Consider the following 24,080-nt stretch of genomic DNA (forward strand, 5'->3'; position numbering starts at 1 on the left):
CGTGGAGCATAGGGGTCCTAGCATCCCACTGGCTTCATACCCTCTCAGCCCGCGGTGAACTATTACGCCACCTCAAGTGAACGTTAGTTGAACGGGGAGGCGATTGCTACCGGAACGGCCCTGGCACGTGCCCGGCTGCGCCTAAGCTAGAGGCGTGGATCCACTGATATTCGGCTTGCTGGCAGGGCTCGTGGGCTTGGTGCTGGGCAGCTTCGGTGTGCTCGCCTTCGGCCTGAGCGATCGCCAACGGCGGCGCCTGCAGGAAGTGGACGAACCGACGCTGCCGGACGGTGCCGCCGAGGTGCTTTCCGTCGTCGGCCGCGCCTATGTAGTGGTGGACGCGATCGACGGCGTGGTCCGGGCCAGCCCCGCCGCTTATGCCTTCGGTTTGGTCCGCGGGCACACCGTGGTGCATTCCGAGTTGCTCGACCTGACCGCCCGAGTGCGCCGCGACGGCGTGATCGAGGAGCGGCAACTGGAGCTGCCGCGCGGTCCGCTCGGCCAGGGCACCATTGTGGTCCAGGTGCGCGTGGCACCCATCGGCGAGGAGTACATCCTGCTGCTGGCCGATGACCGGACGGAGATAACCCGCACCGAAGCGATGCGCAACGACTTCGTGGCCAACGTGTCCCACGAATTGAAGACCCCGGTCGGAGCCATCTCGCTGCTGGCCGAGGCCATCGACGACGCCGCCGACGACGAGGAAGCGGTGCGCCGCTTCGCCGGCCGCATGCACAAGGAGTCGCGCCGGCTGGGCGCCCTGGTGCAGGACATCATCGAGTTGAGCCGGCTGCAGGGCGCGGACGTGGTGCAGGACGGTACCGAGGTGGACCTGAATGCCGTGGTGGCCGAGGCCGTGGACCGCAACAAGCTGATGGCCGAAAGCCGGCACATCGAACTGTCGGTGGGCGGGAAGATTGACGGGCCGGTCTTCGGCGATGCCGAACTGCTGACCACCGCGTTCCGGAACCTGATCGACAACGCGATCCGCTACGCGCCCGAACGGAGCAAGGTGGGTGTGGGGCTGCGCGTGCGCGAAGGGCTGGCCACTGTCTCGGTGACCGACCAGGGCCCGGGCATCACCCCCGATCAGCAAGACCGCATCTTCGAACGGTTCTACCGGATCGACGATGCCCGCTCGCGGCAAACCGGGGGAACCGGCCTGGGCCTGAGCATTGTCAAACACGTCATCTCCCAGCACGGCGGGGAAGTATCGGTGTGGTCGCAGCCCGGACAGGGCTCCACCTTCACCGTGCGGCTGCCGGAAATGGAGCAGGAAGACGGCGGCACCACAGAATCCGTGGAGCCGCGCACGCAGGGCGCCGGTGTGGCGCATGAACAAGGAGTCGGTGCTTGACCCGCATTCTGGTCGTCGAAGATGAAGAATCGCTGAGCGATCCGTTGAGCTATCTGTTGGGCAAAGAGGGCTTCGAAGTCGAGGTGGTGGATAACGGGTTGGACGCCATCGTTGCGTTCGACCGCTCCGGAGCGGACCTGGTCCTGCTGGACCTGATGCTGCCGGGACAGTCCGGAACCGAGGTGTGCCGGCAGCTGCGGCAACGCTCCGCCGTTCCGGTCATCATGCTCACCGCCAAGGACTCGGAAATCGACAAGGTGGTAGGGCTGGAACTCGGTGCCGACGACTACGTCACCAAGCCCTACTCCTCGCGCGAGCTGGTGGCCCGGGTCCGCGCGGTACTGCGCCGCCAGGCCGAACCGGAAGAACTGGTGCCCAATGCAGTCTCTGCCGGACCGGTGCGGATGGACGTGGAACGCCACGTGGTCAGCGTGGACGGCGAGCCGGTGTCGCTGCCGCTGAAGGAGTTCGAACTGCTGGAGATGCTGCTGCGCAACTCCGGCCGGGTCCTGACGCGCGGGCAGCTGATCGACCGCGTCTGGGGCTCCGACTACGTCGGCGACACCAAAACCCTGGACGTGCACGTCAAGCGGCTGCGCAGCAAGATCGAACCCGATCCGTCTGCGCCCCGCTACCTGGTTACCGTGCGCGGGCTCGGCTACAAGTTCGAACCGTAAACCGAGGGCGTCAGCACGGCAAAAGGCCGGGCAGCTTCCCCCGAAAGGGAAGCGGCCCGGCCTTTTGTGAAGCGATGGGCGGGTTAGGCGCCGGCCTCTTCGGTGGGCTCGCCGGTCGGCTCTTCCGCGGCGCCGTCTGTCGGTGAGGCGGTCTCGGCAGGCGCCGCGGTTTCCGTGGGCTCGGCCGACGGAACGAAGTCCCGGTACTCCGGCAGCGTGCCGTCGAGCACCGGCACCAGCACGTCGGCGGACTCGTTGTTCACGCGGACGGTGATGTCCACCAGGGCGCCGGGAGCGGCACCCGGGCTGCCGACGATGGTCTCGTTCTCATCCTCTTCGAAGATGACCTTCCCGTCTGCCGGGATGGTGACGGTGGCGGTGCTGCCCGGGCCGGTCAGGGCCATCTGCACGGGAGAATCGGAGGTGTTGAAGGCGGTACCGAGGACACGGGCGGGGGCGTCGGCAGACTCTGCGACGACCAGCAGGTTGCGCAGTCCGATCGAGCCGACGTTGGCCACGATGCCGTCGCTGGCGGAGTAGGACTTGGTGGTGGCCTGTTCGTTGATTGCGCCGCATCCGGTCGATGCGAGCAGGGTGAGCGCGGCGGCGCCTGCTACAAGGGTGCGCTGCACACGGTTCTTCGGCGCAATCTTCACGGCAGAAACTCCTCAGTCAAAGTCAGGGTGCGGTGCTGCAGATCTAGGCAGCTTGCCTCGCCTAGCCTATCGGCAAACCGGTGAAAAGTAGGATTCGACGCCGGTAGGTACCCGCGGGCGAAGCACCAAATCCGCTATCCGTCAAGGGGGCAAAGCGCGGCATTCTGACGCTCGGACGGGCGTAGAGGCCTGCAAACTCGCGGAAGTGGCCAAACCATCCGTGATAAACTGGTGGTCGGGAAAGGGGATACTACAGATGGTATTTGAGGTCGGCGAGACAGTTGTTTACCCTCACCACGGTGCCGCAAAGATCGAAGAGATCAAAATGCGCACCATCAAAGGTGAAGAGAAGATGTATCTCAAGCTCCGGGTTGCCCAGGGCGATCTGACGATTGAAGTACCGGCGGAGAACGTGGATTTGGTCGGCGTCCGCGATGTGGTGGGCAAGGAAGGCCTCGAGCATGTGTTCGATGTGCTCCGTGCCGAGTTCACCGAGGAACCGACCAACTGGTCCCGCCGCTACAAGGCGAACCTGGAAAAGCTGGCCTCCGGCGATGTCATTAAGGTGGCGGAAGTTGTCCGCGACCTGTGGCGCCGGGACCACGACCGCGGCCTTTCCGCGGGCGAGAAGCGGATGCTGGCCAAGGCGCGCCAGATCCTGGTTTCCGAACTCGCCCTCGCGGAGAAGACCGACGAAGACAAGGCAGCAGAGGTCCTCGACGAGGTTCTCGCCTCCTGACCGCGCTCCAAGCGGCCGGCATCCAGCACTGGAAGCCGGCCGCTTTTTCGTGGCCAAACCGCCCGGCCGCGGCCCCATTAGGCTAAAGGGGTGAGCACAGCAAGCACTTCCCTGGGCGTGATCATCGTGGCGGCCGGCTCGGGCACCCGCCTCGGCTATGGCCTGCCCAAGGCCCAGGTCCCGCTGGCCGGCGAACCGATCCTCTCCCACGCGCTGCGGGGCGTGCTGGCGGCCGGCATCGCGTCACGGATCTGTGTGGCCGTCCCGGCCGGCGACACCGCCCTGCGGCAGCTCTGCGCGGGCTTCGCCGCGCAGTATCCCGACACCCCGATCTCCGCGGTCGACGGCGGTGCCACCCGGGCCGCCTCGGTCGCCGCCGCGCTCCGCGGGCTGGGCGACGGCATGTCCGGGGTCCTGGTGCACGACGCGGCCCGGGCGCTCACCCCGCCCGAGGTCTTCGAACGGGTCGCCGCCGCGCTGGCGGACGGCGCGCGCGCCGTCGTTCCTGCGGTGCCGGTGGTGGACACCATCAAGGAGGCCGCGCCGAGCACCGGCGCCGGGGCAGAAATCTCACCCGAGAAGGTGGCGGCCACCGTGGACCGCACGCGGCTGCGCGCCGTCCAGACACCGCAGGGGTTCGACGCGGCAACCCTGGCCGTGGCGCACCGGAGCCTGGCCGGCATGGCCCCCGAGGAGGCCGCCGCCATCACCGACGAAGCCCTGTTGCTGGAGCGCCACGGCATCGACGTGATGCTGGTGCCCGGCTCCGCGCGGGCCCTGAAGATCACCACGCCGCTGGATCTGACCGTGGCGGAGGCCCTGCTGGCCGCCGGCCGGCCCCGACCCGTCATGAAAGGCTGACCGTGCCCGACTTCCCGTTTCCCCTCCCGCGTACCGGAATCGGAGTGGACGTCCATGCTTTCGCCCCGGACTCCGACCCCCAGCCGTTGTGGCTGGGCGGCCTGCTGTGGGAGGGGGAGCGAGGCCTGGCCGGCCACTCCGACGGAGACGCCGCCGCCCACGCCGCCGCGGATTCGCTGTTTTCCGCGGCCGGGATCGGAGACCTCGGCACGCACTTCGGCACCGACCGTCCCGAGTACGCCGGCGCCTCGGGGGTCCGGTTGCTGTCAGAAGCGGCGCGGATCGTCCGCGAGGCGGGGTTCGAGATCGGCAATATCGCGGTTCAGTTGGTCTGCAACCGCCCCAAGTTCGGGCCGCGCCGGTCCGAATCCGAGGCGGTGCTCAGTGAGGCCGCCGGTGCGCCGGTCAGCGTTTCGGCGACCACCAGCGACGGGCTGGGATTCACCGGCCGCGGCGAGGGGATCGCGGCGGTGGCCACCGCCGTCGTCGTGAAGCTGCCGTAGCAGGGTGCGTTCGCACCGGCGTGGCGGCCGCGGCTAGGCTAGAGCGGTGAGCCTGAGATTCTATGACACCGCCACCGCGCAAGTCCGCGACTTCGTCCCGCTGGCCCCGGGCAAGGCCGGGCTCTACTACTGCGGGGCCACGGTGCAGGGCGATCCGCACGTCGGCCATATCCGTTCGGCCATCGCCTTCGACCAGCTCACCCGTTGGCTGCGCTACAGCGGGTATGACGTCACGGTAGTGCGCAACGTGACGGACATCGACGACAAGATCCTGGTCAAGTCCGCCGAATCCTTCCGCCCCGGCGCGGCCGAAGACCCGATGGTGCCGGTGCCGAACGAGCCGTGGTGGGCGCTGGCCTACCGCTACGAGCAGGAATTCGCCAAGGCCTACGACATCCTGGGCGTGGAACGGCCCACCTACGAACCGCGCGCCACCGGCCACATTCCGGAGATGCACCGCCTGATCCAGCAGTTGATCGACCGCGGCCACGCCTACCCGGCGCTGGACGATTCCGGTGACGTGTACTTCGATGTGCGCTCGTGGCCGGAATACGGCTCGCTGACGCATCAGCGGATCGAGGACATGCAGGCGGCGCCCGACGCCGGCCCGCGCGGCAAGAAGGATCCGCGCGACTTCGCGCTCTGGAAGGGACACAAGGACGGCGAGCCGGAGACGGCCAGTTGGTCCAGCCCGTGGGGAGCCGGCCGCCCGGGCTGGCACCTGGAGTGCTCGGCCATGGTCACCAAGTACCTGGGCACCGAGTTCGACATCCACGGCGGCGGGCTGGACCTGCGGTTCCCGCACCACGAGAACGAGATGGCCCAGTCCCGGGCGGCCGGGCACGGGTTCGCCAACTTCTGGATGCACAACGGCATGGTCACCTTCGAGGGCGAGAAGATGTCCAAATCGATCGGCAACATCATCACCCCCGCGGAGATGCTTCAGGACGCCAGGCCGCTGGTGGTCCGCTACTACCTGGGCCAGGCCCAGTACCGGTCCGCGCTGGACTACAACCCCGGCTCGCTGGTGGAAGCGGGCGCCGCGGTGGAGCGGATCGAGGGATTCCTGCAGCGGGCGCTGAAGTTCCTCTACGGCGAGCAGTTCGGCTTCGTCGTGACCGAACGCGTCCCGGAGGCTTTCGCCGCGGCCATGGACGACGACCTCAACGTGCCGCAGGCGCTGGCAGTGGTCCACGAAACGGTGCGGGCCGGCAACACCGCGCTGGACGCCCGCGACAAGGAAGCGGCCACCCGCGCGCTGCACCAGGTCATGGCGATGACCGACGTGCTGTACATCAACCCGCTGGATCCGCACTGGAGCAGCGGCGGCGCGGACCCCGCGGCCCTTCAGGCCCTGGACGTGCTGGTCAGCGCGCAACTGGAGGAGCGTCGGCTGGCCCGCGAGGCGAAGGACTGGGCCCGCGCCGATGCCATCCGCGACACCCTGGCGGCCGCCGGGATCGTGGTGGAGGATTCGGCCGAGGGCGCCAGCTGGAATCTCGGCTGACGGCAGCCCGCACCGTTGGGCGGTACCCTTTAAAGCAGACGATTCCCGTCGGGCCTGCCGCTCACAGCCGGTGCGCCGCGCGTGGGAACGTATCTTCCCCAACACAAAGGTAGTTTTTCGATGGCCAACAAACCTCGCCCCGGAGCGGTGCGCAAGTCCAAAAAGGGACCCACCGCCGGAACCGGCGGACACGGGCGCAAGGCGCTCGAAGGCAAGGGGCCGACCCCGAAGGCCGAAGACCGCCCGTACCACAAGGCGTACCGCACCAAGCAGCTCTCCGAACGCTCGGCCGCCAAGCGCCCGGCCGGCCAGCGCGGCCCGGCGCCCCGCCGCGGCAAGTCCGCCGGCGAGATGGTAACCGGACGCAACTCCGTGGTGGAAGCCCTGCGCGCCGGTGTTCCCGCCAAGGCGCTGCACGTCGGGGTCCGGATCGAGATGGACGACCGCGTCAGGGAATCCCTGAAGATCGCCGCCGAACGCGGTATTCCGGTGCTCGAATCGCACAAGCCGGAACTGGACCGGATGACCGATGACGCCGTCCACCAGGGCCTGGTGCTGCAGATCCCGCCCTATGACTACCAGGACGCCCTGGAACTGGCCGAGGAAACCATGGCCAAGTTCAAGAAGGGCTACATCAACAACGCCCCGCTGTTCGTGGCCCTGGACGGCATCACCGACCCGCGCAACCTCGGCGCCATCATCCGTTCGGCCTCGGCCTTCAGCGGCCACGGCGTGATCGTGCCCGAGCGCCGCTCGGTCGGGATGACGGCCTCCGCGTGGAAGACCAGCGCCGGCGCGGCGGTGCGCGTGCCGGTGGCCAAGGCGGGCAACCTGACCAATACGCTCAAGGCTTTCCAGCAGCTGGGCATCTTCGTGCTCGGCCTGGACGGCGGCGGCGACGTCTCGCTGCCGGACCTGTCGCTGGCCACCGAACCGGTGTGCCTCGTGGTGGGATCCGAGGGCAAGGGCCTGTCCCGGCTGGTCCGCGAACACTGCGACCAGATCGTCTCCATCCCGATCGACTCGGCGATGGAGTCGCTCAACGCTTCCATGGCCGTGGGCATCAGCCTGTACGAGATTTCGCGGCAGCGCGCGCGCTAGGAGCAGGTGGACCGTTGTGGCCCGTCACGCCAAGAGCCTTTCCCCTGAGCGTCCGACGCGCCAGGCCCGGCTTTCGCGTGCCTTCCCGCTCGGCGTGAGCGACGCCGCCCCGGGCCTGCCGCCGATTCCCGGCGCGGTCAACGTGGCGGTCTTCGCCCCGGACTTCGGTTCGGTGGACGTGCACTTCCAGGACGCGGCGGGCACCTGGCGGCGCGTCGAACTGACGGCGCTCACCGACGGCGTCCACCACGGCACGGTCGAGGGACTCGAGGCCGGCAGCCGGTACGCCTTCTGGCCCCACGGCGAGGAACTGCCGGCGTCCGGGCAGTTGCTGCTGGACCCCTACGGCCGCGCCATCGACGACGACGGCGGTGTGCTGCGCTCGGTGTACGTCACCGGCGGTTTCGACTGGGGGAACGACGCCCGGCCGCACGTGCCGTGGCGGGACACGGTGGTGTACGAGTGCCACGTCAAGGGCCAGACCGTGCTGCACCCGGACATCCCGGAAGAACTGCGCGGCACCTACGCCGGGCTGGCGCACCCGGTGATGGTCGAGTACCTGCTGGAGCTGGGGATCACCACGGTGGAGCTGCTGCCGGTGCACTACCACCTGGACGAACCGCACCTGCAAAACCTGGGCCTGGCCAACTACTGGGGCTACAACACGCTCGGCTTCTTCGCCCTCTGGCCGGGCTACGCCACCGCCGCGGCGCAGGCCGCCGGACCGCGGGCCGTGCAGGACGAGTTCCGCACCATGGTCAAGCAGTTGCACGCCGCCGGACTCGAGGTGGTCCTGGACGTGGTCTACAACCACACGGCCGAGGGCGGCAAGGACCAGGACACGTATTCCTTCCGGGGGCTGGCGGACCACGTGTACTACCGGCACGACGGCCACGGGAATTACCTGGACACCACCGGCTGCGGCAACACCATGGACTTCAACGAGCCGCGCGTGATCCAGCTGGCCCTCGACTCGCTCCGCTACTGGGTGGAAGAGTTCCACATCGACGGGTTCCGCTTCGACCTGGCGGTGTCCCTGGCCCGCGACGGAAACAACCATTTCAATCCCCGCCATCCGTTCCTGGTAGCCGTGGGCGCCGACTCGGTGCTCTCCGGGGCAAAGCTCATCTCGGAACCGTGGGACGTCGGCGACGGAGGCTGGCAGACGGGGCACTTCCCGCCGGGCTGGGCCGACTGGAACGACCGCTTCCGCGACACCGTCCGCGATTTCTGGCTGGCGGACCAGGCCGCGTTGGCGGGCGGCGGGCAGGTCGGGACGGTGGCGCGGCTGGCGGGTTGCCTGGCCGGCTCCACCGAGCTGTTCGCCGGGTCCGGCCGCACCGCGCTGGCCTCGCTGAATTTCGTGACCGCCCACGACGGCTTCACCCTGGCCGACCTGACGGCGTACAACCGCAAGCACAACGAAAACAACGGCGAAGAAAACCGCGACGGCCACGACCATAACCGCAGCTACAACCACGGCATCGAGGGTCACACGGGGGACGGCCGGGTCCTCGACGCCCGGGACCGGAGCGCGCGTAACCTGATGGCTACCCTGTTGCTGTCGCTCGGGGTGCCCATGATCTGCGCCGGCGACGAGATCGGCCGCAGCCAGCAGGGAAACAACAACGCATACTGCCAGGACAACGAGCTGGCGTGGACCAATTGGCAGCTGGACGAGCGCGAACACCGGATGTTCGATGCCACCCGCCGGCTTATCCAGATCCGCCGGTCCTTCCTGGCGCACCAGCCGTATAACTACCCGGCACGGGCGGACAGTTCCTACCTGCTCTGGTTCAACGCCGACGGCGAACCGATGACCCCGGACGACTGGAACAACCCGGACTGCCGCCTGGTCCAGCTGCTGATGGGATCGCCCCAGGGTGTGATCGATGGTCTGCTGGTGATCAACGGGGCGTGTCAGCCGCAGAAAATCGTGATGCCGGCCCCGCACGCGCTGCAGGACTTCGGCAAGCACCGCGGCGGGAACCACGTGTTCGAACTGCTCTACACCACCGCGCATTCCGAGGAGCAGCGGCGCGGCGCCAAGGTCCGCAGCGGCGAGAAGGACATGGTGGCCGCCAACAGCCTCTCCGTCTACCGCTCCTGACTTAACGCAGCCGGCGCCGGGAAGGCCCTCAAAGCCTTCCCGGCGCCGGCATGCCGGCCGTTAGCCGGCGTGCACCCAGGGGTTAGATCTGCCGGGGCTCCTCCTGGACGTTGCCGCGGGCCTCTTGGGCCCGTGCCTTCACGTCCTCGGCGGCGGACGCTCCTTCGGACTTCACCCTGCCCGCCGAGTCCTGGGCCGAGGACTTCAGGTCTTCGGCTGCCTCGCGGGCCGGCTCCTTCATGTCCTGGGCCACCTGGCGGGCGGAGTCCTTGACTTCCTGCACCACCGGTTCGGCCTGTTCCTTGACCTTGTCGGCTGCCTGCTGCTCCACCCGGCTGGCCGGGAACAGCGAGGACAGCAGCCAGCCGGCGCCGAAGGCGATCAGGCCGGCCGCCACCGGGTTGCCCTCGGTCTTGCGGGCAAGCTGGTGCGGGGCGTCGCTGGCCATCTCGCCGGCGTCGTGCATCATGGAGCGGGTGCCGCCGGTGGCGTCGTCAGCCGCGCCCATGATCTTCTCCTTGACGCGGCCCACGGAATCCTTCACTTTGTCCGTCTGCCGGTGGACGATGTTCGACGGCGACGCTTTTTCCGCCACGGCGTCCACATCCGTGCCCAGCCGGGCGCGGGTACGTTCGATGTCGGCTCGGATTTCTTCGGGTGACTGGCTCATAGCGCTTCCTCACTTGGCTTCAATGTTTCCGGAATCTGCTTCACTGACTCGGTGGTCCGGGGCATCCCTTCGACCGTCTTCAGCTGCTTGCGGCCAACCGAATACAGAATGGCCGCGATGATGGCCCAGATGACTGCCACAATCAGGCCGGACCAGGCCCACCCGATCCCGCCGGCGATGAGCGCCCACAGGGCCAGGGACAGGAACAGGAGGACGAAGTGGCCGGCCACGCCGGCTCCGCCCAGCAGGCCCGCGCCCTTGCCGGCTTTGGTGCCGGTCTCCTTGAGTTCGGCCTTGGCCAGCTCCACCTCCTGGCGCATCAGGACGGAGATGTCCTTGCTGACCTGGCTGAGCAGATCGCCCAAGGATTCGTTCTCGGCCTTGATTTCCGCTCGCGTTGGCTCGGCGCCATCCTGGCCGGGCACGCGTTGATTGCTCGGGCCCGGCATTTGCTGGTGACTCATCGAGTCCCTCCGTCCTCATAGGGGTTCCGCTCCGGGATCGCGGTGCCGCGGCCACCGACGGGCGGTTCGCCCACAGGGTAGGTGGTTTCGGGCTGTGCCGGGGCGCCGCCGAGGGCGGAACCTGTCTGCGCTCCCGGCGCCGCGAAGCCGGCGGCGCTTTGGGCCTCATAGCTGCCCGTTCCTGCCGTGTCGTAGACGGAACCGGTGGTTGCACGGTGCGTGCCCACGCTCCTGCCGGTCATGGAGCCGCTGCCTGCTCCGCTGTCGGCGGTCAGGCCCTTGGTCAGGCGCCCGGCCAAGACGCCGGCCCCCGCGGCGATCGCCAGGAAGGCTCCGGGCCGCCGGCGGGCAAAACGCTTGACCTCGTCCAGCAGGGATCCCGGGTCGCGGTTCTCGAGCCATCCTGCGACTGAGTCGGCCCGGCCCGCCACCTGGCTGACCAGCTGGGTCGCCGGGCCGGACTGTTCCGAGTTGCGGGCCATGGAGTTTAGCTCCTCCCCGATGGACCGCAGCCCCGAAGCCACGCGTTGCTGCTGCGTGTTGGCCTGGCCGCGGACACCGTCGCCCAGTTCGGACATCAGGTTGCGGGCCTTGTCTTTGGCTTCGTACGCCACCTGCTTTGCCTCGTCCTTGGCCGTCTGCGCAACGTGCTGGCCGGCTTCGGCCCCTTCGCGCCCTACTTCCCGTGCCTCGGTCTTGGCGGTTTCGCTCCTGGACTGGCCGGTTGAGGGCGGGTTCGACGGCGGCGGTACGGCCGTGCCACCTGTGGGGTAAACGGGAGCGCCCTCGTCGTAACTGCCGGAATGTGGATTCGTGGTCATGGCAATTCCTTTTCCTAGTCGGGTTCTTCCTGTCAGTCCTGATCTTGGTCAGCTATGCTCACGGGATTCCTCGTGGGAATGCGCGTGCTCGCGGCGCAGATCGCGCCCCCGTGCAATGTCCTCCTCTTCCTTCTCGGCATTCTTCTCGATCTTGCGGTTATCGCGGACCGGAAGCTGGATGTTTTCTTCGGCGGCCATGCCGGCCTGCAGTTCGCGCCCGCGTTCGGTCTCGGCATCGAACTCTGCGCCGAACAGCAGGGCGAGGTTGGCCAGCCAGAACCACAGCAGCAGGACGATCACCCCGCCGATGGCTCCGTAGGTCGCGTTGTAGTTGCCGAAGTTGGCTACGTAGAAGGCGAAGCCCAAGGTCGCCAGGGCCAGCACGATCAGCGCGACCAGGGCGCCCAGGCTCATCCAGCGGAACTTCGGCTGCTTCACGTTAGGCGTCGCGTAGTACAACACGGCCACGATCACCACGGCGAAGATGACGACGACCGGCCATTTGGCGATGTTCCAGGCGGTCACTGCCGCCTCGCCGAGTCCGATCACCGAGCCGATCGCCTCCGCCACCGGGCCGGACACGACCAGCATCAGCAGCGTCAGGACGGCCAGCAGCAGCACCACGAGGGTCACCAACAGCATCATCGGGCGGAGCACCCAGAACGGGCGGCCTTCTTCGACCTCGTAGATCCTGTTCATGGCCCGGCCGAAGGCGGTGACATAACCGGATGCCGACCAGATCGCGCCGACGAGGCCGACGACGAACGCCAGCCCGGCTCCCTGGGAAGTGGCGAGCTGCTGGATCGGCTGGCGGATGACATCAACGGCCTGGCCGGGTGCTACCTGCCCCAGCATGTTCATCATGGCGTTGGTGGTTTGTTCCGCCTGCCCTACCAAGCCCAGGATGGAAACCAGCGCCAGCAGGCCGGGGAACAGGGACAGCACCGCGTAGTAGGTGAGCGCCGCCGCAAGATCGGTGCAGTTGTCGTCGGAGAACTTCCGAATGGTCTTGCGGAGGATGTACTTCCACGAAGACTTTTTTACTTGCTGCGGTTGCTGCGGCTTGTCCCCGTGGTCCGGCGGTGGTGCCTCCCGCTCGGTACTCGTGCCCATGTTCGCCTCCTTCGTAGTCCATTCGGACGGAACACCCTCATGCTATTAGTCAGCATGCTGATAATAAAGGGGTGAGTCACACAGAAGGACGTACGAAGCAGCACATTTCCGCTCTAATCCGGCATGAAACGGGGGGTCCCGGCCGATTTAAAGAAACTGTCGGATAGCTACGTTTCAGCCGTTCTGTTGCCACTCGCGCCGGCCGCCCGGGCGGGCGACGGGCGCGAGCGGCAACGGGCGCTGCCCGTGGATCAGCCGGTGGCGTTGGACACCAGTCCGAGTTCGGCATGGTTTGCCAGCGCCGGGTGTTTGGGCAGCACCCGCACGCTGTACCCGAACGACCCGGATCGGTCGATGGTGACCGGGCCGGTGAAGAGATAGCGGCCATCGCCCAGCTGTTCGGCGAGGGCAAGTTCGTCACTGGAGGTCTGGGCGAGGTCGTCGTTTTCGGTGACCTGGCCATGCACCACCTGGACGGTGACGCTGTCCGGCGCCAGCGAGCCGAGCCGGACATAGGCATTGACCGTCAGCGATTCGCCGATCTGCGGCTCGTCCGTGATGCCGAGCGAGTCCACGTGCTCCACCGACACGTCGGCCCAGGCTGCATGCACACGGCTGGTCCACGCCGCCAGTTCCTTCGCCGCCGCAAAATCGTCGGCCCGGGCCGTCCGGCCGGATGCCCAGGCGGGACGGTACAGCTGCTCCACATAGTCATGCAGCATCCGTTCGGCGGAAACCGCCGGACCCAGATTGGCCAGCGTGTGCTTGATCATGGCGATCCACTGGTGCGGGACGGCATCGTCGGCTATCGGCTGGGACGGGCCGGCCGCCCCCGCGCCCTCGGAGACCTCGGCGGCATAGAAGCGGGGCGCCACGTGGTGCTCGATCAGGTCGTAGAGCGCGGCTGCTTCGATATCGTCCCGATCGTCCGCGCTGAACATGTCCGCGGTCCCTGCATCGGTGGACGGGTTCGCCGTCGGGATCGCCCAGCCGTTGTCGCCGTCGTACATCTCGTCCCACCAGCCGTCCAACACGGAGAGGTTCAGCCCGCCGTTGATGGCCGCCTTCATGCCGGACGTCCCGCAGGCTTCCAGCGGGCGCAGGGGGTTGTTCAGCCACACGTCGCAGCCCGGGAACAGCGTGCGGGCCATGGCGATGTCGTAGTTGGGCAGGAACACGATCCGGTGCCGGACCTCCGGGTCGTCGGTGAAGCGGACCAGATCCTGGATCATCCGCTTGCCCTGTTCGTCCGCAGGGTGGGACTTGCCGGCGATGACCAGCTGGATGGGCCGTTTCGGGTGCAGGAGCAGCGCCTTGAGCCGGGCCGGGTCGCGCAGCATCAGGGTCAGCCGCTTGTAGGTCGGCACCCGGCGGGCGAAACCGATGGTCAACACGTCCGGGTCCAGCACGGCGTCGGTCCACGCCAGCTCCGCGTCCGCGGCCCCGCGCTTCTTCCAGGCGGCCCGCAGCCGGCGGCGGACATCCTCGATCAGGGCCGTCCGCAGGCTTCGGCGCAGCGCCCAGATGTCCTCGTCGGACACGTCGTAGACCCGGTCCCACTGGCGGGCGATCACCGGCTCGTCGCCGAACGCCGACCGCGCGTACTCGGCGATCCGCGGGTCCACCCAGGTCGGCACGTGCACGCCGTTGGTCACCGAGGTGATCGGCACTTCCTCCTGGTCGAAGCCCGGCCAGAGCCCGGAGAACATGCCGCGGGAGACCACACCGTGCAGCTTGGCCACACCGTTGGCCCGCTGCGCCAGCCGCAGGCCCATCACGGCCATGTTGAACTTGGACGGATCTCCGCCGTCGTAATTCTCGTCGCCGAGTTCCAGGATCTTCGCGGTGGGCACGTCCGGGGCGAGGCCGGCGCTGAAGAAATGCTGGATCTGCGCCTTGTCGAACCGGTCGATGCCCGCGGGCACCGGCGTGTGCGTGGTGAACACGGTGTTGGCGCGGCCGGCGGCCAAGGCCTCGTCCCACGTCAGCCCGGCGGCCGCCAGCTCCTGGATGCGTTCGATGCCCAGGAACCCCGCGTGCCCTTCGTTCGTGTGGAAGACCTCCGGCGCCGGGGCGCCCGTGAGCCGCTGGTGGATGCGCAGCGCCTTCACGCCGCCCATGCCCAGCAGCAGTTCCTGCTGCAGGCGGTGGTCGCCGCCCCCGCCGTAGAGCCGGTCGGTGATGCCGCGGGCGGCCTCGTCGTTGCCCGGGATGTTGGAGTCCAGCAGCAGCAGCGGCACCCGGCCCACGTCGGCGCGCCAGATGTAGGCGCCGAGCCTGCGGCCGTTCGGCAGCGGCAGCGTGACCTGGGCCGGCTGCCCGTCCGGCTCGCGCAGCAGCGTCAGCGGCAGGCCGTCCGGGTCCAGGACGGGGTACGTCTCCTGCTGCCATGCGTCGCGGCTCAGCGACTGCTTAAAGTAGCCGGCGGCGTAGAGCAGGCCCACGCCCACCAGCGGCACGCCCAGGTCGGACGCGGCCTTCAGGTGGTCGCCGGCCAGGATGCCCAGGCCGCCGGAATACTGCGGGAGCACATGGGAGATGCCGTACTCGGGGGAGAAGTAGGCGATCGACGCCGGTGCGTCCGCTCCCAGCGTCTGGTACCAGCGGTCCTCGGTCAGGTACTGCTCCAGGTCGGCGTCCAGTTCCCGCACCCGCGCGACGACGTCCCGGTCGTCGGCCAGCGCCCGCAGCCGTTCGCGGGTGAACGAGCCGAGCAGGGCGACGGGATCCTGGCGCACCTCGGACCAGGCCTGAGGATCCAGTTGTTCAAAGAGTTGCTGGGTGGGCCGGTGCCAGGACCAGCGGAGGTTGCCGGCCAAGCGGGCCAAGGGAGCAATGCTCTCGGGGAGGACAGTTCGGACAGTAAATCTGCGGATTGCCTTCACCCGGCCTAGGCTAGCGCAGATCCCCTGCGCCGTTGATGGCCGGCGGGTGAATGCGCGTCGAACTGGCCGTCAACCCGGTCGCAGGGCGTGGGGATCCTTCGCAATCGGGAAGGAATCTCGCTAACGTCTGTCTTGTGACGACTTCGATGCAGGAGCAGAGTACGACCCAGCCAGCCCCCCGCCTGAAGTTCGGCCGGATCCCGGTGGTCGACGTCTGGCCCGTGGTCGGCGGCGGCGAGTTTCCGGCCAAGGCGATACCGGGCGAAGACCTGGAGGTAGCCGCCACCGTCTTCCGCGAGGGGCACGACAAGATCGGCGCGACCGCGGTGCTGTTCGACCCGGACGGCCGGCCCGTCCAGCGGGCAAGGCTGACGCCCGGCGCGCCCGGCACCGACCGCTGGCATGGGACCCTCCGGCCCACCGGCACCGGCCTCTGGACCTTCCACGTGGAAGGCTGGGGAGACAATTACGCCACCTGGCGGCACAACGCCGAGGTGAAAATCGCCGCCGGCGTGGACGTGGACCTCATGCTGGCCGAGGGCCGGCTGCTGCTGGAACAGGCCGCGGGCCAGGGCGGGCGGCCGGAAGGCAACGCGCAGGTGCTGCGCGACGCCGCCGCCGCGCTCGCAGACGGATCGCTCACCGTGCATGAACGTTTGGCCGCAGGAACCTCGGAGGCCGTGCTGGACGCCGTGAACAGCCATCCGATCCGCAGCCTGGTCAGCCCCTCGAAGCGGTACCCCATCCTCGTGGAGCGTGAACGGGCCGGCCGCGGCGCCTGGTACGAATTCTTCCCGCGCTCCGAGGGCGCGCATTACGACCCGGCGAACGGGCGCTGGACCTCCGGCGACTTCACGACGGCGGCCGAGCGGCTTCCGGCCGTCGCGGCCATGGGCTTCGACGTGGTGTACCTGCCGCCCATCCATCCGATCGGCGAGGTCAACCGCAAGGGACCGAACAACACGCTGACCGCCGGACCCGGCGACCCGGGATCGCCGTGGGCCATCGGATCCAAGGACGGCGGGCATGACGCCATCCACCCCGACCTGGGCGGATTCGAGCAGTTCGACGCCTTCGTGGCCGCCGCCGAGGCGCTCGGCATGGAGGTGGCCCTGGACCTGGCGCTGCAGGCCGCCCCGGACCACCCGTGGGCCACCGAGCATCCCGAATGGTTCACCACGCGGGCCGACGGCACGATTGCCTACGCCGAGAACCCGCCGAAGAAGTACCAGGACATCTATCCGCTGAACTTCGATAACGACCCGCGCGGCCTGTCCGAAGAGGTCCTGCGGATCGTGAAGCTGTGGATTTCGCACGGCGTGAAGATTTTCCGGGTGGACAACCCGCACACCAAGCCCCTGTGGTTCTGGGAATGGCTGATCGGCACGGTGAACCGCGAGCACCCTGAGGTGGTGTTCCTGGCCGAGGCCTTCACCCGGCCGGCCATGATGCACGCGCTGGGCCGCGCGGGCTTCCAGCAGTCCTACAGCTATTTCACCTGGCGCAACACCAAGGAAGAGATCGAGGAGTACTTCACCGAGATCAGCCACGAGACGGCGCCGTTCTTCCGGCCGAACTTCTTCGTCAACACCCCGGACATCCTCACCGAGTACCTGCAGTACGGCGGCCCCGCCGGGTTCAAGGTCCGGGCCGTGCTGGCGGCCACGGCCAGCCCGCTCTGGGGCGTCTACGCCGGCTACGAACTCTACGAGCACGTGGCCCGGCCGGGCGCCGAGGAATACATCGACAACGAAAAGTACGAATACAAGGTTCGCGACTTCGCCGCCGCGGAGGCCGAAGGGCGCTCGCTCGCCCCGTACCTGACCCGGCTCAATTCCATCCGGCGTGCCCACCCGGCGCTGGGCGACCTGGGCAACCTCACCGTGCACCGCAGCACCGACCCGGCCACGGTGGTGTACTCCAAGCACAAGGCGCACCTGCCCGAAAGCCACGGCGGCGGGCGGGACACGATCATCGTCGTCGTCAACGTGGACCCGCACAGCGCGCGCGAATCGACGGTCTCGCTGGACCTGGCGGCGCTGGGGCTGCGGGAGGAGGACCTTAACGACGACGGCACGTTCTGGGTCGATGACCTGCTCAGCGGGCAGAGCTGGCGCTGGGGCGAACACAACTACGTGCGGCTGGACGCACACGTGGAACCCGCCCACATCCTGCACGTCCGAAGGAACCGCTGATGGCCGGCCCCTTCCAGCTGCACGCTCCGGGGCTGACGCATGACCCCCACTGGTACCGCAAGGCAGTGTTCTACGAGGTGCTGTTGCGGGGCTTCGCCGACTCCAACGGGGACGGATCGGGCGACTTCTCCGGGCTGATCGACAAGCTCGACTACCTGCAGTGGCTGGGCGTCGACTGCCTGTGGATCCCGCCGTTCTTCAAGTCCCCGCTGCGGGACGGCGGGTACGACGTCGCGGACTACTTCGACGTGCTGGACGAGTTCGGCACCATCGGCGACTTCAAACGCCTGGTCGCCGAGGCCCACGCCCGCGGCGTCCGGGTGATCATCGACCTGCCGATAAACCACACGTCGGACAAGCACGACTGGTTCGAGCAGTCCCGGCGGGACCCGGAGGGGCCGTACGGAGACTTCTATGTCTGGTCCGACACGGACGAGAAATACCAGGACGCGCGGATCATCTTCGTGGACAGCGAGGATTCGAACTGGGCGTTCGACCCGATCCGCCGGCAGTTCTACTGGCACCGCTTCTTCAGCCACCAGCCGGACCTGAACTTCGAGAACCCCAAGGTGATCGAGGCTTTGTTCGACGTCGTGCGCTTCTGGCTGGACCAGGGGATTGACGGTTTCCGCGCGGACGCCATCCCGTACCTGTTCGAGGAAGACGGGACCAACTGCGAGAACCTGCCCGCAACGCACGCCTTCCTGCAGGACCTGCGCGCACTGGTGGACACGGAATACCCCGGCCGCGTGATCATCGCCGAAGCCAACCAGCTGCCACACGAGGTGGTGGAATACTTCGGCCAGCCGGACGGCGACGGCGGGTTGCGCCCCGAATGCCACATGGCCTTCCACTTCCCGATCATGCCGCGGCTGTATTACGCGCTCCGGGACCAGAAGGCCGCCCCGATCATCGCCACCATGGAGCAGACTCCGGCGATCCCGGCCGGGGCCCAGTGGGGAACGTTCCTGCGCAACCACGACGAACTGACGCTGGAAATGGTCACCCGCGAAGAACGTGAGGCGATGTTCGGCTGGTACGCGCCGGATTCCCGGATGCGGTCCAACATCGGAATCCGCCGCCGGCTGGCCCCGCTGCTGGACAACTCGCGCGCCGAGATCGAACTGATTCACGCGTTGCTGCTGTCGCTGCCGGGCAGCCCGTTCCTGTATTACGGGGACGAGATCGGCATGGGCGACAACATCTGGCTCGAAGACCGCGATGCCTCCCGCACCCCGATGCAGTGGAACCCCGACCGCAACGCCGGCTTCTCCACCGCGGACCCCGGCAAACTGTACCTGCCGGTGGTGCAGTCGCTGGTCTATCACTACAACTACGTCAACGTCGAGGCGCAGCTGGCGCACAACAGTTCGCTGCTGCACTGGGTGCGCCAGATGCTGGCCGTGCGCAAGGCCCATCCCGCCTTCGGCCTGGGCACCTACCGGAACGTGCCGGTGGACTCCGAATCTGTGCTGGCCTTTCTGCGCGAATTGCCGGAGGACAATCCGGAAGGCCTGGAGAAAGAGGTGCTGCTGTGCGTGTTCAACCTGTCGCAGCACCCCGTGGCGGCACCGCTGCGGCTGCCCGAATTTGCCGGCCGGGGGCTGCGCGACACGTTCGGAGGCGTCCCCTTCCCTGCCTTTGACGACGCCGGCCAGCTCACGCTGACGCTGGGCAGCCACGACTTTTTCTGGTTGCGGCTGCGTTCGGCCGCGTCCAACCCCGCATCTCCACAGACCGAGACACTCCCAGTCATCAGACCCGCGACTGAAGGAACAGAGGTGGCATCACATGCCTGATTTCACGCCGAGCCTGCCCGAACTGCTGCACCAGTGGCTCCCCGCCCAGCGTTGGTTCCCCGCCAAGGGCCAAGAGTCGGTCCTGCGCCGGCTGGGCGGCATCCGCTTGCCGGACCCGGCCGGGGCAGTGGGACTGGAAGTGCACATCGTGGCCGTGCACACTGCCGACGCCGTCCACGTGGTCAACGTGCCGCTGAGCTACCGCCGGGAGCCCCTGGCCGGCGGGGAGGCGGCCCTGCTCGGGCGCGTGCAGCAGGGCGCCGAGGACACGTGGGCGGCAACCCGCGAAGAGGGCGAGACCGTTGGGCCGGACAAGCCGGCGGGCGGTACCGCGGGGGCGGCCGGCGGCGCCGCGGGCGGTACTGCGGGCGGTCCCGAAGAGCGCTGGATTTACGACGGCGCCCACGACCCGGTGTTCGTGGCCGCCTGGCTGGAACTGATGCGGCGGCAGTCGGTGACGGGCGACGGGCATACCCGCGGCCACGCCGGGGCCGGATTCGATTCCTGGCCGGAGTTCACCACCGGGCTGCAGGCCTCCGTGCTGCTGGGTGAGCAGTCGAACACCTCGGTGGTGGTCCAGTCCGACCAGGGTCCGCTGATCGTGAAGTTCTTCCGCGTGCTGGAAGCCGGCACCAATCCGGACGTCGAGGTCGGTGTGCTGCTCACGGAGGCCGGGTGCCGCGAAGTCCCGGTCACGTACGGCTGGGTGACCGGCGGCTGGCTGACTCCCGGACAGGACAACGACGGCGGCGACCGCCTCTGGGACACCGGACACCTGAGCGTGCTGCGGGAATTCATTCCGGACAGCCAGGATGCGTGGCGCACCGCGTCGGGCTCCGCCCTGGACGGCACGGACTTCAGCTCCCAGGCCCGCGAGCTCGGCGCCGTCACCGGACGGATCCACCGCAGCCTGCGCGACGCGGCCGGCGCCTCCCCGGCGGACGCCAAGGCCGTCGAGGCGTTCAAGGCAGCGCTGGCGGAACGGATCCGCTGGGGCTGGGCCCAGGCCGGGGCGTCCGTGGGGCCCCTGGACGACGCGGTGCAGGAACTGCTGGACCGGCTGGATGAGGTGACTGAGCTTCCTCAGCTGCAGCGGATTCACGGCGATTACCACCTGGGCCAGGTGCTGTTCTCGGCACAGCGGGGCTGGGTAGTGCTTGATTTCGAGGGCGAACCGCTGCGGCCCATGGGCGACCGCGGCACCGACGACGTGCCGCTGCGCGATGTGGTGGGCATGCTCCGCTCGTTCGATTACGCCGCCGGCGTTGCCCGGCTCGCGGAGCCCGACGATGCGGTTGGCGCCGCCGCCGACAACTGGGCGGCGCAGGCCAGCTCCGCCTTCCTGGACGGCTACCGGGAGGGGACAGGCGAGCCGGTGGACACGTCCTCCACGCTCTTCCGCGCGCTGCTCCTGGACAAGGCCCTCTATGAAGTGGTGTACGAACAGCGCAACCGCCCGCGCTGGGTACAGGTGCCGGTCCGCGGCGTACGCGAGGCCCTGGCACCACTGGCGGGCACCGGCACCGGGCCCGGAAGCGGCCGGACGTCTGCCGCAGTCGGCGCAGCGGCGCCGGTAGCTCCCGCCTTCGCGGGTGCGTCCGCGGCCGGAACTTCCGTCCCCGCAACTTCCCGCGCGGCCAACACTTCCGGCGCGGCCAACACTTCCGGCGCGGCCGGCACCCCCGGACCGGCATCGCCGTCGGGCAGCCGCTCCGGCACCCCGGTGCGTGTCGAGCCGGAGGTGCTCTCCGCCGTCGCGCACGGGTCCTACCACCAGCCGCACGCAGTGCTCGGTGCCCACCTGGACGACCATGGACACGTCACCGTCCGCACCCGGCGTCCGCTGGCCGACTCCGTCACGGTGATCACGCCGTCACTGCGCGTGCCGATGGAACACGAGCACGAGGGCATCTGGGTGGCGGTCTTCCCGGCCGATGATCCGGGTCGCGTCCCGGATTACCGCCTCGAGGTGGCGTACGACGGCGGTGCTCCCGCCATCAGCGACGATCCGTACCACTACCTGCCCAGCCTGGGCGAAATCGACCTGCACCTGATCGGCGAGGGCCGGCACGAGACCCTGTGGACCGCGCTCGGTTCCCACGTGCGCCGCTACAACTCCGCGCTGGGCGACACATCCGGGGCCAGCTTCGCCGTCTGGGCGCCGAATGCCCGGGCGGTCCGGGTCAAGGGCGACTTCAACCACTGGGACGGCGCCCGGCACGCGATGCGTTCGATGGGCGGATCCGGCGTGTGGGAGCTGTTCATCCCCGGCGTCGAGGCCGGTGCCGTCTACAAGTACGAGCTGCTGGGCCAGGACGGCCAGTGGCGGGAGAAGGCCGACCCGATGGCCCGCTGGACCGAGGTCCCGCCGTTGACCGGGTCCCGCGTGGTCGAATCGCACTACCGCTTCGGCGACCAGGAATGGATGGAGCGGCGTGCCGCCCGCGACCCGCACAACGGGCCGATGAGCGTGTACGAGGTGCACCTGGGGTCGTGGCGGCTGGGGCTGGACTACCGGCAGCTGGCCGACCAGCTCGCCGAATACGTCAACTGGCAGGGCTTCACGCACGTGGAGTTCATGCCGGTGGCCGAGCACCCGTTCGGCGGATCCTGGGGCTACCAGGTCACCTCTTATTACGCGCCGACCTCGCGCTTCGGGCACCCCGACGACTTCAAGTACCTCGTGGACAGGCTGCACCAGGCCGGCATCGGAGTCCTTTTGGACTGGGTCCCGGCACACTTCCCCAAGGACGAGTGGGCGCTGGCCCGGTTCGACGGCCAGCCGTTGTATGAACACGGCGACCCCCGGCTGGGCGAACACCCGGACTGGGGCACGCTGATCTTTGACTTCGGCCGCCGCGAGGTGCGGAACTTCCTGGTCGCCAACGCGCTGTACTGGCTGGAGGAGTTCCACATCGACGGACTCCGGGTGGACGCGGTGGCCTCCATGCTGTACCTCGACTACTCGCGCAATGACGGGGAGTGGGTCCCCAACATCCATGGCGGCCGCGAAAACCTGGAGGCCATTTCCTTCCTGCAGGAAGTCAACGCCACCGCGTACAAGCGGGTGCCGGGCATCGTCATGATCGCGGAAGAGTCCACCGCTTTCGACGGCGTGACCCGCCCGACCAGCGCGGGGGGCCTCGGCTTCGGCCTGAAGTGGAACATGGGCTGGATGCACGACACGCTCGAGTACATCGCCGAGGACCCGGTCAACCGGATGTACCACCACGGCAAGGCCACCTTCTCGATGGTCTATGCCTACACGGAGAACTTCCTGCTGCCGATCAGCCATGACGAGGTGGTCCACGGCAAGGGGTCGATGCTGCGCAAGATGCCCGGCGACCGCTGGCAGCAGCTGGCCAACCTGCGCGCCTACCTGGCCTTCCAATGGGCGCACCCGGGCAAGCAGCTGATCTTCATGGGTACCGAATTCGGCCAGGAGTCGGAATGGTCGGAGCAGCACGGGCTGGACTGGTGGCTCTCCGAGAACGTTCCGCACAAGGGCCTGCAGCACCTGGTCCGCAACCTCAACGGGATCTACCGTTCCACGCCGGCCCTGTACGAGCGCGACAATGAGCCGGCCGGCTTCCAGTGGATCGACGAGAACGACGGCGCGCACAACACGCTGTCCTTCATCCGCTGGGACCAGCACGGAAACCCGCTCGTCTGCGTGGCCAACTTCTCGGGGGCCCCGCACGAAGGGTTCCGGCTGGGGATGCCGTGGGCGGGCGAATGGGACGAGGCCCTGAATACCGATTCCGCCGAATACGGCGGATCCGGAGTGGTCAACGCAGGTGCGGTCACCGCCGTGGAAGGCGGCTGGAAGGGCAGCCCCGCTTCTGCGACGCTCCGGGTGCCGCCGCTGGGCGTGGTGTACCTGAAGCCGGCTGCCGGTGGCCCGGCCCGGGTGGAGGAACGATGAACGGCAGCGGAATTTACATCCGCGCCGACCGGTGCTAGAGTTTAAAGCCGCGCAGGGCGGTAAGGCCGCCTCGCCGAACCGGCCGAAGGCAGTTGCCAACGGGCGGAGCCGGACCGGGCGGTTTGACAAGAACTGCCGGCGCGGGTAAGTTAGAAAAGTTGCTCCGGAGCGATGGAGGGCCTGAGAGGGTCGTCCTGGTGCCGGGTGCTCCTGTTGTTTGAGAACTCAATAGTGTGCCAAGTTTGTTGATACCAATTATTTATTGGTTGAAAGTGCCGTGGCGTGCCGCCCCTGTGGTGTGTCGCGGTTTTATCAGCCTGGTTTGAATTTAGTGCAGTGTCTTCGGTCGTTTTCCCGGCCGTTGGTGCTGTGTCTGTTTGAAACATTAACGGAGAGTTTGATCCTGGCTCAGGACGAACGCTGGCGGCGTGCTTAACACATGCAAGTCGAACGATGATCCGGTGCTTGCACCGGGGATTAGTGGCGAACGGGTGAGTAACACGTGAGTAACCTGCCCTTGACTCTGGGATAAGCCTGGGAAACCGGGTCTAATACCGGATATGACCTGTCACCGCATGGTGGCGGGTGGAAAGATTTTTTGGTCATGGATGGACTCGCGGCCTATCAGCTTGTTGGTGGGGTAATGGCCTACCAAGGCGACGACGGGTAGCCGGCCTGAGAGGGTGACCGGCCACAC

Annotated in this window: 17 protein-coding genes and 1 rRNA gene; 12 read left to right on the forward strand and 6 right to left on the reverse strand. The window is 68.0% G+C overall.

What is annotated here, in order from left to right:
- Positions 1-154 precede the first annotated feature (154 nt).
- Both AC5RTY_RS12330 and AC5RTY_RS12335 read left to right on the forward strand, forming a co-directional pair.
- Positions 155-1,357, forward strand: coding sequence for a sensor histidine kinase (locus AC5RTY_RS12330; protein WP_494002322.1), 1,203 nt, complete (start codon positions 155-157; stop codon positions 1,355-1,357).
- Complete coding sequence (locus AC5RTY_RS12335) at positions 1,354-2,034, forward strand: winged helix-turn-helix domain-containing protein (protein ID WP_494002323.1); 681 nt, start codon at positions 1,354-1,356, stop codon at positions 2,032-2,034. Before AC5RTY_RS12330 ends, AC5RTY_RS12335 begins: the two co-directional genes overlap by 4 nt.
- 83 nt (positions 2,035-2,117) lie before the next feature.
- Here AC5RTY_RS12335 and AC5RTY_RS12340 read toward each other — a convergent pair whose 3' ends face one another.
- The gene (locus AC5RTY_RS12340; RefSeq protein WP_494002324.1) at positions 2,118-2,690 is read right to left on the reverse strand and encodes a hypothetical protein; all 573 of its coding nucleotides are present in this window, start codon (positions 2,688-2,690) and stop codon (positions 2,118-2,120) included.
- Positions 2,691-2,946: 256 nt separating this feature from the next.
- Between AC5RTY_RS12340 and AC5RTY_RS12345 the strand changes: the two genes are divergently transcribed.
- From AC5RTY_RS12345 to glgX, 6 genes are all read left to right on the forward strand, one after another.
- Entirely contained in the window at positions 2,947-3,429 is a 483-nt protein-coding gene (locus AC5RTY_RS12345; protein ID WP_127513280.1) for a CarD family transcriptional regulator, read from the forward strand.
- 90 nt (positions 3,430-3,519) lie between these two features.
- Entirely contained in the window at positions 3,520-4,290 is a 771-nt protein-coding gene (gene ispD / locus AC5RTY_RS12350) for a 2-C-methyl-D-erythritol 4-phosphate cytidylyltransferase (RefSeq protein WP_494139612.1), read from the forward strand.
- A 2-nt stretch (positions 4,291-4,292) separates the two neighbouring features.
- A complete protein-coding gene (ispF, locus tag AC5RTY_RS12355) occupies positions 4,293-4,793 on the forward strand; it encodes a 2-C-methyl-D-erythritol 2,4-cyclodiphosphate synthase (RefSeq protein WP_494002326.1) in 501 nt (166 codons plus the stop codon).
- 46 nt (positions 4,794-4,839) lie between these two features.
- Positions 4,840-6,300: a cysteine--tRNA ligase gene (gene cysS, locus AC5RTY_RS12360; RefSeq protein ID WP_494128122.1), complete on the forward strand. Its 1,461-nt coding sequence runs from the start codon at positions 4,840-4,842 to the stop codon at positions 6,298-6,300.
- A 120-nt stretch (positions 6,301-6,420) separates the two neighbouring features.
- Positions 6,421-7,401 carry a 23S rRNA (guanosine(2251)-2'-O)-methyltransferase RlmB gene (gene rlmB / locus AC5RTY_RS12365; RefSeq protein WP_494002328.1) on the forward strand — a complete coding sequence of 327 codons (981 nt, stop codon included), beginning with the start codon at positions 6,421-6,423 and terminating at the stop codon, positions 7,399-7,401.
- A 16-nt stretch (positions 7,402-7,417) separates the two neighbouring features.
- The gene (glgX, locus tag AC5RTY_RS12370) at positions 7,418-9,511 is read left to right on the forward strand and encodes a glycogen debranching protein GlgX (protein ID WP_494139613.1); all 2,094 of its coding nucleotides are present in this window, start codon (positions 7,418-7,420) and stop codon (positions 9,509-9,511) included.
- 82 nt (positions 9,512-9,593) lie between these two features.
- Here glgX and AC5RTY_RS12375 read toward each other — a convergent pair whose 3' ends face one another.
- The 5 genes from AC5RTY_RS12375 to glgP form a co-directional block, all read right to left on the reverse strand.
- Complete coding sequence (locus tag AC5RTY_RS12375) at positions 9,594-10,181, reverse strand: DUF3618 domain-containing protein (protein ID WP_494002330.1); 588 nt, start codon at positions 10,179-10,181, stop codon at positions 9,594-9,596.
- Positions 10,178-10,630, reverse strand: coding sequence for a phage holin family protein (locus AC5RTY_RS12380; RefSeq protein WP_494014770.1), 453 nt, complete (start codon positions 10,628-10,630; stop codon positions 10,178-10,180). Before AC5RTY_RS12380 ends, AC5RTY_RS12375 begins: the two co-directional genes overlap by 4 nt.
- Positions 10,631-10,641: 11 nt before the next feature.
- Positions 10,642-11,466 carry a hypothetical protein gene (locus tag AC5RTY_RS12385; RefSeq protein ID WP_494002331.1) on the reverse strand — a complete coding sequence of 275 codons (825 nt, stop codon included), beginning with the start codon at positions 11,464-11,466 and terminating at the stop codon, positions 10,642-10,644.
- A 48-nt stretch (positions 11,467-11,514) separates the two neighbouring features.
- Positions 11,515-12,579, reverse strand: coding sequence for a YihY/virulence factor BrkB family protein (locus tag AC5RTY_RS12390; protein ID WP_494139614.1), 1,065 nt, complete (start codon positions 12,577-12,579; stop codon positions 11,515-11,517).
- A gap of 251 nt (positions 12,580-12,830) precedes the next feature.
- Positions 12,831-15,464, reverse strand: coding sequence for an alpha-glucan family phosphorylase (glgP, locus tag AC5RTY_RS12395; protein WP_494014726.1), 2,634 nt, complete (start codon positions 15,462-15,464; stop codon positions 12,831-12,833).
- A gap of 146 nt (positions 15,465-15,610) precedes the next feature.
- On the opposite strand from glgP, the gene AC5RTY_RS12400 reads away from it, so the two are divergent.
- The 4 genes from AC5RTY_RS12400 to AC5RTY_RS12415 form a co-directional block, all read left to right on the forward strand.
- Positions 15,611-17,659, forward strand: coding sequence for an alpha-1,4-glucan--maltose-1-phosphate maltosyltransferase (locus AC5RTY_RS12400; RefSeq protein ID WP_494139621.1), 2,049 nt, complete (start codon positions 15,611-15,613; stop codon positions 17,657-17,659).
- Positions 17,659-19,458: a maltose alpha-D-glucosyltransferase gene (gene treS / locus AC5RTY_RS12405; RefSeq protein ID WP_494002334.1), complete on the forward strand. Its 1,800-nt coding sequence runs from the start codon at positions 17,659-17,661 to the stop codon at positions 19,456-19,458. The genes AC5RTY_RS12400 and treS overlap by 1 nt, the downstream gene beginning before the upstream one ends.
- Positions 19,451-23,383, forward strand: a complete 3,933-nt coding sequence (gene glgB / locus AC5RTY_RS12410) for a 1,4-alpha-glucan branching protein GlgB (protein WP_494139615.1) — start codon at positions 19,451-19,453, stop codon at positions 23,381-23,383. Before treS ends, glgB begins: the two co-directional genes overlap by 8 nt.
- A 385-nt stretch (positions 23,384-23,768) precedes the next feature.
- Positions 23,769-24,080, forward strand: a 16S ribosomal RNA gene (locus tag AC5RTY_RS12415); the annotation flags it as partial.

Source organism: Arthrobacter sp. Y3224055 (assembly GCF_059090825.1).